The organism is Psychroflexus sp. MES1-P1E (assembly GCF_002836055.1).
Lineage (GTDB): Bacteria > Bacteroidota > Bacteroidia > Flavobacteriales > Flavobacteriaceae > Psychroflexus.
Window position 1 is genome coordinate 31,550 of record NZ_PJBS01000348.1, and the last position, 15,038, is coordinate 46,587.

Below are 15,038 nucleotides of genomic sequence, written 5' to 3' on the forward strand. Positions count from 1 at the left end.
CTAATAGCTATTCTTTTTCGACTTTCATTCGATTATCTCCAGAATTGGTATCAATCAATTTATTATAAGGATCTATGCCTACTTCTGAAGGTAATTCATCCACTACAATAGTGAATTCATTATCTATCTCAGATACCAAGTGTTTTTTCAGGTAGAGGACATTTTGTTTTTTAATGCCCTCAATAGATTCTTCAGATTCTCCAAAGACCCCCACTTCAATATAATCTTTTAGAGGTAGAGATTCTAGATTCTCGTTATCTGTTTCCAAAACTAGACCCTCGCCTTCTGCATCGCTAAATTCCTTTTCTCCCTTTTCTGAAGATCTGTATTTTTGGACATTTACATCAAAATTAACCTCATATTGACCATTTTCAAGGGCTTTATAGGTTACTTCAAGGGCATGGTTATCGTAAAGTGTGATAGTTTCAAACATATCTTTTATCAAATATTGGAGAGAATCTGGGGTCTGAGATTTCAAAAGATTTACAAATTCTACTGAAGTTGTGTAGGGTGGCTCCTGAAATGCGACTTGATCTACGTAGGTTTTCAAGATATTATTCATTTTCTTTTCACCCAAATAATCACTCATAGCATAAAGCACTAGCGACCCTTTATTGTAATGGATATATTGTTGATTTTCATTGTACATCAAAGGCAATTCTTTTTGACTTTCGAAACGACGGCCTCTCAGGTATTTATCCAAAGCGTCTTTCAAAAACACTCGCATTTGCTCCGCGCCGTATTCCTTTTCTAGAACTTTTAGTGAACTATATTCAGACATACTTTCAGAAAGTAAAGTTGCCCCACGTACATTGGCACCAATCACCTGATGCGCCCACCACTGGTGAGCCACTTCGTGAGCTGTTACACTAAATGGATAATCCACGCTTTCATTATCTTCATCATCCACTTTGGCTATAAAACCAATTGCTTCCGAATAAGGAACCGTATTGGCAAAGGATTGAGCAAACGAGCCTGAAGTAACTGGGAATTCCAAGATTCGAAGTTGTTTGAATTGATATGGACTGAAATTTTCTGAATAATAAGCTAATGATTTTTTGGTTGCATTTACCATCCTTTCAATGTTATAATCGTGCGGTTTATGATAAAACACTTGGATGTTCACATCCTTCCAGCGGTCTTCGTAAACCTCGTATTCAGCAGAATTAAAGGCGTAGAAATTTAATATTTTCTTGTCCATTTTATAGTGAAAATATTTTCTGTCGCCTTCCATCCATTCTTTCTGAAGATAGCCCGGTGCAATGGCAATTTGATCTTTAGAGGTAGATACTGTGGTTTCAAAATCTATCCAATCAGCATCACTAGAGATATAAGTATTGCCTAAAGCTGTTGAATCATAAGGTGAATTCATCCGTTCTTTAGGCCCTAATCCATACTTTTCTCGGGTTTTATTATTTTGAATTTCTCTGTTTTCATCGTAGCCAAAACTCGGGAAAATTTGATTATTGATAAACGTTCCATTGGTTCTTACAGGAGAATTTGACGTCAAAATAGTATTGGGTTTATTCTCCATTTCAAAAGTGAATTTCACCTCTTCTCCAGGAGATAAATTTTCATTGAATTTGAATATTTCAAAATCATAAAGAGTATCCTTTATGACTACTTTCCCTGCTTTTTCAAAGGCATAAGATTGGGGGTAGTCGTTCATGTTGATGAAAACTGAATCCATAGGGATATCAGTTTTGTTTTTCAGAATGAACTCCCCTTTTACCTTGAAATCTCGAGTTTCAGGATATAAATCAAAATCGATATTGACACTTGTAATTCTGGGTTGTGCCAACTCGTTATATTTTGAAAATTGGTTTTCAAAATCGACACCTAGCTGTTCTATTTCGTTTCCAGAATAGCGTTTATTGACAACATTATCGGTATAATAAATCCAAGAACCAATACTTATAAATAGAAGCAGACTTAAAGCAACAATAGATTTTTGGAGTGGATTAAAATTCTGCTTTGCTCTCTGTATCCTTTGTTTTACAGAATAAGAGATACCTCTACGATAAAATAATAGGGCCAAAACATACATCACCGTGGCCAAAGCAAACCAATATAGTCGGTAAATGTAAAAGACTTTTAGACTGGTGCCATAACCAACCATATCAGAATAGGTGGCACCAGCATTAGTGTTGAATCTGAAGATGTATTGTTCAATACCAAAACTTGGGAGAAAAGAAAGAAAAATCAATCCTGCCAATAGAGTTATAAAACCTGCGATATGATTTTTGATAAGGACATGAACTAAGAATGCCATAACCGTCCAACCAAAGACTCGTAAATAATCAACAGCAAAAAATTGAAATAAATACAAGTCAATTTCCAATTTATAGTACTCATTATAAATTTGAACGCCAATAGCCATGACCAGGGCTAAAATGTAGAAAAACGCTTGCATTTTGAAAATGGCAAGAAATTTGGACAACATAAACGACCAGTTAGGGTAAGGAGTTACATCCACCAATTGGTTCATATTTGTGTTTTGAGCACGATTGATAAGCATGCCCGAAATCAAAAATGTGATAATAATCATAAACCCGCTAATGATTCCAGAAGCCGACTGCATCATTTCTCGCGTCACGGGATAAGTAGAAGTACCATAAATAGGAATACGCTGAGCAAGTGTGATAAAAGTAACCAATACAATGACGAGTGCAAAAGAAATAAAAACCCAGTTTTTGAAAATGTATTTAGTTTCGAAACGGCTGTGTGTCCAGGCCATTTTCAACTGATGTTTAAACTTATAAGTTTTGCTGACTTCTGGGATTTTAATACGTACTAAACTGCCAAAATTTCTTTTAATGATCCGTTCTGCCTTAGTCTTGAAAAGTCTAAATTGAATAGCCTGCTGGTTGAATTTGAATTTCACATACACAAATGCGAAAATTAAAATACTAATAGATGCCCAAAGCAATCGGTTGTAAAGCAAGTAGCCTTCAAAGGGTAAATAATTTGTATTCCTATCAAAAACAGTCCAATATTCCGTTTCAAGTGATAATGCTTGTGCGCCCAAAGGATCAATGAGTGCTGCAAGGGTCTTGTTATCGACATCTGCTGCTAAAGTTTGAGCTAAACCTTGGATAACAATCAATATTAATATGCTGATAAATCCTATGAAAATATTTCTTGAAAACGTCACTACTCCAAATACAACAGCCCCAAAGAAAATAAGGTTAGGTAAAATGATTAATAAAAGGGGTTGTACGTAATTCAGAATATCAAAATCCATGAAAAGTTTTGGATTGGTTCCCGGAAAAATAGTCCCTAGATAGAGACCGAAACAAATGAAAAGAACAATCATGATGACGATGCTCAATGCACTCAAAAACTTAGCAAATAGATAATTAAATTTGGTGATTGGGTAAGAATATAACACCTGGTGCATATCGTATTTAAAATCTTTACTCACAGAGGCACCAACGATGGAGGGAAGTAAAAAATACAAAAACACAGCAATGATATTAATCAAACCATTAATTGCTAAAGCAGAATTCTGAAAGGTTGCGGAGGTAGTTGTGACGGTGAAATTATCAAAAAGTCCACCAGATGAGGCCATTAAAATCAAGGCAAAAATAAACATGATGCCTGAATAAATATAGGTAATAGGTGTTCTAAACCAAGTCTTGATTTCGAACTTGAAGATGCTTGAAAACATAAAGATTAAAGGTGTTGGTTAGTGGCTTCAGTTTCGTCTGCCTTCAGGTGTACAAAGTACACATCACTCAAGTCTGGTTCTACTTTTTGAAATTTTTCTCCAGGTGGAGTATCTCCATAAACACGAATATTCAAAGAATTGTCTTGGTTATAGTTGGTTGAAATCAAATTGAATTGAGATTCATAAGTTTCCAAATTTTCCCGATCAATAGTAAGTCCCCAAATTTTATCTTCAAGTTCTGAAACCGCATCAATTGGTTTTTTGTGACTTAGCAATTTACCGCCGTTTAGAATGGCCATATCGGTACACAGCTCTTTTACATCATCTACAATATGCGTAGAAAGGATAACGATGTGATTGGTGCCTATTTCACGTAAGACATTAAGAAAACGATGACGCTCTGCAGGATCCAGACCAGCGGTTGGCTCATCTACTATGATAAGTTTAGGATTATTCAGTAGTAATTGGGCAATTCCAAAACGCTGTTTCATCCCCCCGGAATATCCGGCTACGTACTTGTTTTTAACATTGGAAAGATTGGTGACCTCTAGGGCATAATCTACAATCTTATTTCGTTCTTCTTTACTTGAGATTCCTTTCAATTCAGCAAAATAATGCAAGAGTTTTTCTGCCGACAATTTTGGATACACACCAAAGGATTGTGGCAAATACCCCAAAACTTTACGCAATTCCATTTTCTGATTCAAAATATCGATCTCATCTAAGTGAATTTCACCAGAATCTGGTTGTTGCAAAGTAGCGATGGTTCGCATTAAGGTAGATTTTCCAGCCCCATTGGGTCCTAGTAATCCAAACATTCCAGAATTGATTTCTATGGAAATATTATCAAGAGCTTTTACTCCGTTTTTATAGGTTTTGGAAACGTTGATGAGTTGAAGTCGATTCATAAGTGACATTTTAGGAAAAAGAATATTCTAAACCTATTCTTAGACAATTTATGAAAATTTTGCAATCTATCAAGTCATTGATTTCAAAATGAATTTAATTAAAAGTAAAAAAGAGGTGCGGGGCTTAACAACTACAATTCGATATCATCTAATTCATTTTCATACTGAGTGGCCTCAGTTCGGGCGTCGTAACCTATTTCACGTAAATATCTTGAGAAGATATCGGTATAACCGTGTGTACAAATCACTTTTTCGCACTCAGTTGCTTTAATGCTGTTGAGTAAGCCATCCCAATCACAATGGTCGCTCATCACAAAACCTTTATCAATAGCCCGTCGTCTTCTAGCCCCCCTAAAAGTCATCCAACCACTCGCTGAAGCTGTCACATAAGGCACCATTTTACGAATCCAGGTGCCACCATGAACACTTGGAGGGGCGAGCACCAAATTTCCGCTTAACTCTTTTTTTGTGGTTTCTCGAGTGATAAGTTTAGTTTCAGGAAAATCTACCTGTGCTCTTAGCACATTCGTCATGTTTTCAATAGCACCATGGGTATAAATGTCTCCAATGTTAGTATCGAGATGTTTTAGAAGCCGCTGTGCTTTCCCAAGGGAATATCCAAAAAGGACAGAGGTGCGTCCATCAGTTTTATTGCTTTGCCACCAGTCATTGATTTCTGCCATTACCTCCGCTTGAGGTGTCCACTTAAAGGCAGGTAAACCAAAAGTACATTCAGTAATAAATGTATGGCATTTTACCGGGACGTAAGGTATGCAAACCCCATCGTCTTCATCTTTATAATCGCCTGTAAACACCCAGACTTCTCCTTGGTGCTCCACTCGTATTTGTGAACTTCCAATGACATGTCCAGCGGGATGTAAACTGAATTTTACATTGTTGATGGTAAAACTTTCCCCATATGCTTTTCCCATTACATCTATTTCTCCCAGACGATGTTTCATGATAGGGATGTTATCATGATGGGTAATATATTTTTTATTTCCCCAGCGAGAATGGTCGGCATGACCGTGAGAAATAATAGCTTTATCTACTTTCCTCCAGGGGTCAAGGTATACATCTGCCTTGGCGCAGTAGATTCCATTTTGATTGAATGCTAATAAGGGTTCTTGCATAAGGTATATTTAAGCCTGATTTTACTCCTCAATAAGGTGGATATTTCCGCCGAGTTTAACGTTTTGGCTTATGGAAGAAGGGTTCCCATAAATATCAATACTACCTCCAGCAGTCACATTAGCGCTACAACTATCGGTAGAGAATACGATCGCTTCTCCCCCATAGCTTACACTTATACTCGTGTTTTCAGTTTCGAGATTCTTGCCATCATAAGAGGCTCCTGTTTTTAAGCTTATACTTTGGTTATTAGCAAACCCAACTAGACTAACACTAGCTCCAGTTACTGTTCTAACCGCTAAATTTTTAACTTCAATTACACCGCCTATATAGCTCCCTTCAGAGGCGATAAGACTCAGTTCCTCTTGCTGGACTTTGTTCTTAAATTCTACTTCAGAACCACTTCTTGCCTTCAATTCTTCAACTTTACGGGTATAGACCGTCACTAAAATTTCAGCTTCAGAAAAGAGTTGACCAACCGGTAAACTCAATTCCAATTCACCATTTTTAATATCAACATTTACATTGTCTTTCTCAGAGCCTTTTATATCGATTTTGCTTTCGTCTGAATTGGTGATGATTTCAACAAAAAGTCCAGTAGAGACTTTGATTTTTGTAAACTCTTCCCCTGGTGAAATAGATTTTACCTGTGAAAAGGCAGAAGATCCAAGGATAAGAAATAAGCAGGCTATAAAATTGATTTTAACTTTCATGAGTGTGTTTTTTAAGTGCAGATCAAAAATACTAGAATCTGTTTTACTAGGGCATTAATTTTTACCCAAAACTTGGGCGTCTGTATTTTTATGGTTTAAGTATATTTGACCCAGAATTATTTTGCATGAAACTTCCCGAAGGAAAAAAGATTTACTTTTCTAGTGATAATCACCTCGGTGCGCCAACGCATTCAGAAAGTCTAAAGCGAGAGAAAGTTTTTGTCTCTTGGCTAGATCACATTAAAAGTGATGCTCATGCTATCTTTTTGTTAGGAGATCTTTTCGATTTCTGGTTCGAATACCGAGAAGTGGTTCCCAAAGGCTTTGTTAGAACACTTGGTAAGCTTGCTGAGCTTAGTGATGCCGGAGTAGAGATTTACTTTTTTGTAGGAAACCACGACCTGTGGATGAAAGATTATTTTGAAAAAGAGCTTAACATACCTGTTTTTTATAAACCACAAGTGTTCGAAATAAATTCAACTGTCTTTTTTTTAGGTCACGGAGATGGCTTGGGCCCAGGGGATTTAGGATATAAACGAATGAAGAAGGTATTTACCCACCCTGTTTCGAAATGGCTTTTCAAATGGCTACATCCGGATTTTGGAGTGCGATTGGCCAGACACCTATCGGTGAAAAATAAACTTATTTCTGGAGATGAAGACGCGAATTTTTTAGGGGAAGAGAACGAATGGTTAGCTCAGTATTGTAAACGCAAGCTGCTATCTTCTCATTATGATTACTTTGTATTTGGGCACAGACACTTACCTATGGAAATCGAAGTTGGAGAGGCTTCCCTATACATTAATTTAGGAGACTGGATTTCTCACTATACTTATGGAGTGTTTGATGGAAAAGAATTAACATTAAAGAAATTCAATTAAAAAACCCTGAATACAAAGTAAACAGGGTTTATAATCTATATTAAAAAGGTCTATTTATTTAATAGACTTAGACTCTTTTTTAGTCTCATTATCATCATCATCTTCCTTTGATGCGTCTTTAAATTCCTTAATTCCGCTCCCTAGTCCTCTCATCAATTCCGGTATTTTCTTTCCACCAAACAACAGTAAAATCGCAATACCAATAATGACCCATTGCCATGGTCCCACCATTCCCATTATTACATTAAGTGCATTCATAACTTTGAAATTTAATTCAAAATTAGTGATAAAAATCTAAACCAAAGGTTTGTGATTCTAAAACCTACATAAATTAACTTTATTCTATCTTTGTACGAGTTAAAATACTATGAGTTCACCTAAAAAAGATAAACGAAAAGTTAAGCAAAAGCTACTTCATAAGTATCGTTTAGTCATATTGAATGAAGACACCTTTGAAGAGAGGTTATCATTTCAATTGTCTAAATTAAACGTAATCATCTTAACAGCAATATCAACTTTATTATTGATCTCTGGAACAGCTCTTCTAATTGCTTTTACACCAATAAGAGAGTTTATTCCTGGATATTCTTCGACAGCTTTAAAAAACAAAGCCACACGGTTAACGATTACGGTAGATTCTTTAATGGCAGATGTAGAAATAAATGATATCTATTTTAAGTCGATACGCAATATGCTTACTGGGCAATTGGATTCATTAAGTGCAAAAGACGCCTATTCTATAGACGACACAGAACCTGTAGATGCTGAAACAGTAAATATATATGCTTCCCAACAGGATTCCATTTTACGAGAAAAAGTAGAACAGGAAGATAAATACAGTCTTTTAGAAAAAGCAACTTTTAATGCAAATTTTACGCTTTTCCCTCCAGTTTCTGGTCAAATTTCAGAAGAATATAATGCCGATGCTAAGCACTATGCCGTAGATATTGTTACTGAAAAAGATGAACCTGTAAAAGCGACTCTAGATGGTACAGTTATTTTTTCAGAATGGTCTGTTGAAACTGGTTATGTGATTATTATTGAACACAGCCGAGGATTAATATCTGTATATAAACACAATAACTCGCTGTTGAAAAGTCAAGGTGATTTGGTAACTGCAGGAGAAGTGATCGCGGTAGTTGGGGACATAGGAGAATTTTCTTATGGTCCTCACTTACATTTTGAACTTTGGGTAGATGGATATCCTGTCAACCCATCCGATTACATAAATTTTGAATAAGAGCTTATGCCCCTTAAATCTATAGCCGCAAAAATATTTGCTAAATATATTACATCACAAATTAAAAGTTGGTCTTCTCAACCCTTGGAGACTCAGCGTAAAGTTTTCAAAAACCTGATAAAAGAAGGTCGCAAAACCAAATTTGGAAAAGATCACCGATTCGATGAGATCGAAACCTTCGAAGATTTTTTTGAGCGTATACCCATTCAAGATTATGAAGGATTAAAACCTTATATAGACCAAGTCGTCGACGGTCAAGAAGATATTTTATGGCCAGGTAAGCCTCTATACTTTGCAAAAACTTCTGGAACTACAAGCGGGGCTAAATACATACCTTTAACCAAGGAATCTATCCCAACCCATACCAGCGCTGCTAGAAATGCCATATTATCTTATATTGCAGAAACTGGTAACTCTAGTTTTGTAGATGGTAAAATGATTTTTTTGCAAGGGAGTCCTGAGTTAAAAGAAAAAAATGGGATTTTCTTTGGAAGACTGTCTGGGATTGTTGCTCATTTTGTCCCCAATTATCTTCAGAAAAACAGATTGCCAAATTGGGAAACCAATTGTATAGAAGATTGGGACAAAAAAATAAGCGAAATCGTAGAAGAAACTTACACGCAAGACATGACCATCATCAGTGGTATTCCATCTTGGGTACAGATTTATTTTGAAAAACTAAAAGATAAAACTGGAAAGTCCATTTCAGAACTCTTTCCTAATCTTGAGCTATTTATTTATGGAGGTGTAAATTATGAACCCTACCGGTCAAAATTTGAAAATCTAATAGGAGGTTCTGTTAATAGTATAGAACTTTATCCTGCCTCTGAAGGTTTCTTTGCTTTTCAAGACTCTCAAACAGCAGACGGGATGCTTCTACAGTTAAACTCATGTATATTTTATGAATTTATCAAGGCTGATGAATTTTTTGAGGAGACTCCTGAAATACTAACAATCGGAGATGTGAAAGTCGATGTAAATTACGTGATGATTATCTCTACCAATGCAGGCTTATGGAGGTATAATGTCGGAGATACAGTCATGTTTACCAATACACACCCATATCGACTAAAAGTTTCTGGTAGAATTAAGCATTACACTTCTGCTTTTGGAGAACACGTAATTGCTCAAGAAGTAGAGCAGGCTATAATTAAAGCCTCCGAAGAATTCGAGGCTCAAATTAATGAATTTACAGTCGCTCCACAAATTACTCCAAAAGAAGGATTACCTTATCACGAATGGTTGATTGAATTTCAAAAGGAACCCAGAAACATGGAAGCTTTTAGACAGAAGATGGATGATTTGCTTCAACAACAAAACGCGTATTATCATGACCTTATAAAAGGTAATATATTGAAAACTTTAGTGATTACTAAAGTTCAAAAAGACGGATTTCAAAATTATATGAAATCCATTGGAAAGCTCGGAGGTCAAAATAAATTACCACGGCTGTCTAACGATAGAAAAATAGCAGACGAATTATATAAGCAGCTGATAAAACAATAAATTGATATGACAGAACCTTTTAATATAGGAAGAAACAGAGCCCAAGAAAGTACAAATGCTATAGAGCGAATGTACATTACAATGAGACACCTCTTTATTAGAGGTTTTTATAAACCAATGGGAGTCTCTGGAGAAACTTTGCGAGAAGCATTGTTGACTTTGCGACCAGAAATTTATGGAACAATCGCAGAGCCTAAAGTCGAATTAAGTGGTCTTCAATATATCATTGAACGACTTCCAGAAGGAATTGAAGAGTGTAGTTTTATCAACTTAACTAGTGATGAAGGCTACTCTAACTCGCATTTTAAAGCCATTATTCCGCCTAAGAGGCGAAGGAATTGCTATAGGATAGATGAGGAACAGATGAACATCGAGATTACCAGAGGTCGCTCTGAGATTTATGATATCTTGACTCACCTTACTTTTATGTTTATAGAATCTCATAAAATCATGCGAAATGTGGTGATTAACGAAGCAGGTCATACTTCTAGAGACTGGGAAAAACTAAGTGCAGCAGTTTTAAAGGAAGTGGAGTTGAGCCAGCATGAAAGAGAGATTGCTATTACGCATACGGCTAATATTTTGGGACGAACTTTTGCTGAAATTACTCAGGTTTACGATAGGTTTGCTACCAAAGACACTCCTGACAAATTCCTACATCTTATCTATAATTTAGGGAAGCTCGCCATTCGTGAAATTATTCATGGAGACAAGCGAGTTATCACCTTCAGTCCTGTTGTAAGGGAGCGTTTAGGACATCATATTCATGGAGAGGTCTGGGCCAATAACATCAAAAAAACGCTACATAAGCACGATTTAATCCACAGGAAATTACACATCGTTAGTGCTAACATGCACAGTGTGATGAACACCCTTTTTTCTCCATTGGCCTTAAAAGACTTACTCAAGGAAAAGTCTGCTTTTGAGGTCTATGAAGAGTTAAGTAATGCTAAAAACAAAACGTTAAGGCGTACAGTTACTGAAAAGGCAAAAGAAGAAGGCATGATTGTTTTGGATGATGAAAGCGGTACAAATATCGATGTCCAAATTTTTGATCTTGCGAAGTTGAGTCATTATAAAGGCAACACAAAACTTAATGCTAATGAAGAAGCTCCAGTGATCATTGTTATGGATTACGCTTTTGGAGAGCAGGCATACGAAACTATGGACGAGCTTCTGAAACCTTATAAGGATGAGGAAAAACCAGTCTATATGAATGTGGATTCCATATCTATTATGGGAAAGGCAGGGATTTTGGAAGGTGGAAAAGGAGATTTAATGATTCCAGATGCTCACTTATTTGAAGGGACGGCAGATAACTATCCCTTCTATAATGAATTGACCAAATCGGACTTTGAAGACCAAGGCTTGAGAGTCTATGATGGTTCTATGGTGACTGTGCTTGGGACTTCACTTCAAAATAGAGATTTATTGAAATTTTTCCACGACTCTACTTGGAACGTCATTGGCCTAGAGATGGAAGGGGCGCATTACCAAAAAGCGATTCAAGCGGCATCCAGACTAAGAGGGAACATTTCACCTAAAGTAAAATTACGCTATGCTTACTATGCCAGTGATAATCCTCTAGAAACAGGAAGTACACTAGCTTCTGGTGGGTTAGGTACAGCAGGAGTAAAGCCCACTTATTTAATCACTGAAAAAATTCTTGAGCAAATTATAGATGATGCTATTCAAAATTTGAAATAAGGACATATGACAACTATCCTAGTTACAGGAGGGGCGGGATTTATAGGGTCTAATTTTTTAAACCTTTGGGTTCCTGAACAAACATATCATTTTGTTAATTTGGATAAATTGACCTATGCTGGAGACCTTAACAATATAAAGGTTTCCAATTATGATAATTATACCTTTATAGAAGGAGATATCTGTGACGCCTCTCTTTTAGAAACTTTATTTAAGGAATATAAGTTTGAAAAGGTAATTCATTTTGCTGCAGAATCTCATGTAGATAATTCGATTTCTAATCCTGATGCTTTTATCAGAACCAATATAACAGGAACCTTCAATCTTCTTCATCAATCTTATTTGTTGTGGATGGAATCTCCTTTCAATTTCAGAAAAGAATTTGAAAAGGCAAGATTTCTTCATGTGTCGACAGATGAAGTCTACGGGACTTTAGAAAATGACGGGAGCTTATTTACAGAAGACACCTCTTATGCACCAAACAGTCCATATAGCGCTTCCAAGGCGTCCTCGGATATGATTGCTAGAAGTTATTTTCATACCTATGGTCTCCCCGTAGTTACAACCAATTGTTCCAATAATTATGGACCTCATCAACATGATGAAAAATTGATCCCAACCATTATTCGAAAGGCTATTCAAAAGCAACCCATTCCTATTTATGGAGATGGAAAAAACATAAGAGACTGGCTTTATGTTGATGACCACTGTAAAGGCATATATATAGCACTGCATAAAGGGAAACTAGGTGAGACTTATAATATTGGAGGAAAGAATGAACGCCAAAATATCTACATTGCAACCAAAATTAGTGAAATTTTAGATGAATTAAAGCCTCAAAATAAGCCTTATAAGGACTTGATTGAATATGTTACCGACAGGCCTGGTCACGATTTTCGATATGCTATAGATGCTGGTAAAATTGAAAGCAAGTTAGGATGGAGTGCCGATGAAACCTTTGAAAGTGGTATAAAAAAAACAGTCCAGTGGTATCTTGAAAAGTATAACCAACCCTTGAATCTTTAACTTATGAAAGGAATTGTTTTAGCTGGAGGGTCAGGAACTCGACTCCACCCCTTAACGCTAGCAGTAAGTAAGCAACTTATGCCTATTTATGACAAACCGATGATATACTATCCCTTATCAACGCTGATGTCTGCAGGAATACGTGAGATCCTTATCATATCTACACCCAATGATTTACCGCTTTTTAAAAAGCTATTGGGAGACGGTTCTACTCTAGGATGCAAGTTTGAATATGCTGTTCAAGCCGACCCAAACGGTCTTGCAGAAGCCTTTATCATTGCCGAAGACTTTATAGGTAATGACAAGGTTGCCTTGATTCTGGGGGATAATATTTTTTATGGAACGGGCTTGGATCAACTGCTTCAAGGCAATACCAATCCAGATGGGGGAATTATTTATGCTTACCATGTGCACGATCCAGAACGCTATGGTGTTGTAGATTTTGATACTACTGGCCAAGTGAAGTCTATAGAAGAAAAGCCTAAACATCCAAAATCTAATTATGCGGTGCCTGGGATTTATTTTTATGATAATGACGTGGTTGATATTGCTAAATCTATAACTCCAAGTCATAGAGGAGAACTAGAAATTACAGATGTGAATAACGCTTATCTGGAAAAAGGAAAATTGAATGTTAGTATTTTGGATAAAGGAACGGCATGGTTAGATACAGGAACTTTTAACTCATTGATGCAAGCCTCGCAATTTGTTGAGGTTATAGAAGAACGTCAAGGTCTTAAAATAGGGTCTATTGAAGAAACAGCTTATAAGATGGGTTATATTTCTAAAGATCAACTTAAAAAAATAACAGAACCTTTTCTAAAAAGTGGTTATTCTAAAAATATAAATCCAGAATAAATGATTTGTAAACAAACGCCTTTAAACGATTGTTTTATTATAGAACCCAAGGTTTTTGAAGACGAAAGAGGAAGTTTTTTTGAAACTTTCAATTCTAAAGACTTCAAAAAAAATACAGGCCTAGACATTGTATTTGTTCAAGACAATCAGTCGATCTCCCAATATGGAACTATACGAGGCTTGCATTTTCAAGAAGGAGAATTTGCTCAAGCTAAATTGATAAGAGTCGCTAAAGGGGAGGTTTTAGATGTGGTGGTGGATATGCGCCCAAACTCTTCAACCTACCTCAAACAGTTTAGTTATCTCCTTTCGGGAGAAAACAATCACCAGCTGTTTGTCCCCAGAGGATTTGCTCATGGGTTTACTAGCCTTTCTAATGAAGTTGTTTTCGACTATAAATGTGATAATTTTTACAATAAAGCTTCAGAAAGTGGAATAGTTTTCAATGATAAAGCCTTGAATATTGATTGGAAAATTCCTAAAGACGATCAAATTGTTTCTGAAAAAGATCAGAATTTACCTTCACTAGATGCTTATTTAAAGTTATGAAAATACTTGTTACAGGATCCAATGGGCAATTAGGACAATGTCTCCAAAAGCAGGCTAAATCTCTAACTGTATTTGATTTTAAGTTTGAAACCTTAAAAAGCTTAGACCTTACTCAAGAAGAGACCCTGACTCTTTATTTTGAAAAACATCAGCCAGATTTTTGTGTTAACTGCGCAGCTTATACCAATGTAGAGGGAGCAGAAGATAATGAAAAATCAGCTTTTCAAGTGAACGCTGAAGCGGTTCATAACCTCGCTAAATTGTGTGAAAAATTTAAAACTAAACTTATACACATCTCTACAGATTATGTTTTTAACGGTTTAAAAAACCGCCCTTATCATGAGAGCGATAATGAAAATCCTATCAATGTCTATGGCGCTTCAAAATTTCAGGGAGAGACTTATATTACTTCAACAATGAACTCTTATTTTATGTTGAGGACGAGTTGGCTATACTCAGAATTTGGTCATAATTTTTTCAATACTATATTAAAAAAAGCCGCAAGTCAACATTCCTTAAATATCACTACCGAGCAAATAGGAACACCAACCAATGGCAACGACTTAGCAAAATTTATTCTCCATTTAATCCAAACGGATTCTACAGACTATGGCCTTTACCATTACAGCAATAAAGGAGAAGCCACTTGGTACGATTTTGCAAGATTGATTTTGGAAGAAAAAAACCTTACACAAGAGATAAGTTTACAAGCCACGTTTTCGTATCCAACAAAGGCAAAAAGACCAAAATTTAGCGTTCTTGATAAGTCTAAAGCCTTATCTACTTTTGCTATAGGAATTCCTCATTGGAGGGAAAGTCTTGTTAATCTTCTAAAGGAAGTGAATTAAT

The 15,038-nt window shown here is 36.1% G+C and carries 13 protein-coding genes; 8 read left to right on the forward strand and 5 right to left on the reverse strand.

Annotation, left to right across the window (positions count from 1 at the left end; translation table 11 throughout):
- Positions 1-7 precede the first annotated feature (7 nt).
- The 4 genes from CXF67_RS15880 to CXF67_RS15895 form a co-directional block, all read right to left on the reverse strand.
- Positions 8-3,670 carry an ABC transporter permease/M1 family aminopeptidase gene (locus CXF67_RS15880; protein ID WP_102089628.1) on the reverse strand — a complete coding sequence of 1,221 codons (3,663 nt, stop codon included), beginning with the start codon at positions 3,668-3,670 and terminating at the stop codon, positions 8-10.
- 5 nt (positions 3,671-3,675) lie between these two features.
- The gene (locus tag CXF67_RS15885; protein ID WP_102089629.1) at positions 3,676-4,578 is read right to left on the reverse strand and encodes an ABC transporter ATP-binding protein; all 903 of its coding nucleotides are present in this window, start codon (positions 4,576-4,578) and stop codon (positions 3,676-3,678) included.
- Between the two features lie 131 nt (positions 4,579-4,709).
- On the reverse strand, positions 4,710-5,711 hold the full coding sequence (locus tag CXF67_RS15890; RefSeq protein WP_102089630.1) for a ligase-associated DNA damage response exonuclease: 1,002 nt from the start codon (positions 5,709-5,711) through the stop codon (positions 4,710-4,712).
- Between the two features lie 21 nt (positions 5,712-5,732).
- Positions 5,733-6,422, reverse strand: a complete 690-nt coding sequence (locus CXF67_RS15895; RefSeq protein WP_102089631.1) for a head GIN domain-containing protein — start codon at positions 6,420-6,422, stop codon at positions 5,733-5,735.
- A 125-nt stretch (positions 6,423-6,547) separates the two neighbouring features.
- Between CXF67_RS15895 and CXF67_RS15900 the strand changes: the two genes are divergently transcribed.
- The gene (locus tag CXF67_RS15900) at positions 6,548-7,303 is read left to right on the forward strand and encodes a UDP-2,3-diacylglucosamine diphosphatase (RefSeq protein ID WP_102089632.1); all 756 of its coding nucleotides are present in this window, start codon (positions 6,548-6,550) and stop codon (positions 7,301-7,303) included.
- Between the two features lie 54 nt (positions 7,304-7,357).
- On the opposite strand, the gene CXF67_RS15905 is transcribed toward CXF67_RS15900, so the two are convergent.
- Positions 7,358-7,561, reverse strand: coding sequence for a twin-arginine translocase TatA/TatE family subunit (locus CXF67_RS15905; protein ID WP_102089633.1), 204 nt, complete (start codon positions 7,559-7,561; stop codon positions 7,358-7,360).
- A 109-nt stretch (positions 7,562-7,670) separates the two neighbouring features.
- On the opposite strand from CXF67_RS15905, the gene CXF67_RS15910 reads away from it, so the two are divergent.
- From CXF67_RS15910 to rfbD, 7 genes are read left to right on the forward strand one after another with little or no spacing between them, the layout of a single operon-like run.
- Positions 7,671-8,543, forward strand: a complete 873-nt coding sequence (locus CXF67_RS15910; protein WP_102089634.1) for a M23 family metallopeptidase — start codon at positions 7,671-7,673, stop codon at positions 8,541-8,543.
- 6 nt (positions 8,544-8,549) lie between these two features.
- Positions 8,550-10,049 carry a GH3 auxin-responsive promoter family protein gene (locus CXF67_RS15915; protein WP_102089635.1) on the forward strand — a complete coding sequence of 500 codons (1,500 nt, stop codon included), beginning with the start codon at positions 8,550-8,552 and terminating at the stop codon, positions 10,047-10,049.
- Between the two features lie 6 nt (positions 10,050-10,055).
- A complete protein-coding gene (locus tag CXF67_RS15920) occupies positions 10,056-11,756 on the forward strand; it encodes a DUF6909 family protein (RefSeq protein WP_102089636.1) in 1,701 nt (566 codons plus the stop codon).
- Positions 11,757-11,762: 6 nt separating this feature from the next.
- Positions 11,763-12,782, forward strand: a complete 1,020-nt coding sequence (rfbB, locus tag CXF67_RS15925) for a dTDP-glucose 4,6-dehydratase (protein ID WP_102089637.1) — start codon at positions 11,763-11,765, stop codon at positions 12,780-12,782.
- A 3-nt stretch (positions 12,783-12,785) separates the two neighbouring features.
- A complete protein-coding gene (rfbA, locus tag CXF67_RS15930; RefSeq protein WP_102089638.1) occupies positions 12,786-13,640 on the forward strand; it encodes a glucose-1-phosphate thymidylyltransferase RfbA in 855 nt (284 codons plus the stop codon).
- Positions 13,641-14,189 (forward strand): dTDP-4-dehydrorhamnose 3,5-epimerase, encoded by a 549-nt coding sequence (gene rfbC / locus CXF67_RS15935; RefSeq protein ID WP_102089639.1) that lies wholly within the window; start codon positions 13,641-13,643, stop codon positions 14,187-14,189.
- On the forward strand, positions 14,186-15,037 hold the full coding sequence (rfbD, locus tag CXF67_RS15940; RefSeq protein WP_102089640.1) for a dTDP-4-dehydrorhamnose reductase: 852 nt from the start codon (positions 14,186-14,188) through the stop codon (positions 15,035-15,037). Before rfbC ends, rfbD begins: the two co-directional genes overlap by 4 nt.
- Position 15,038: the final 1 nt, after the last annotated feature.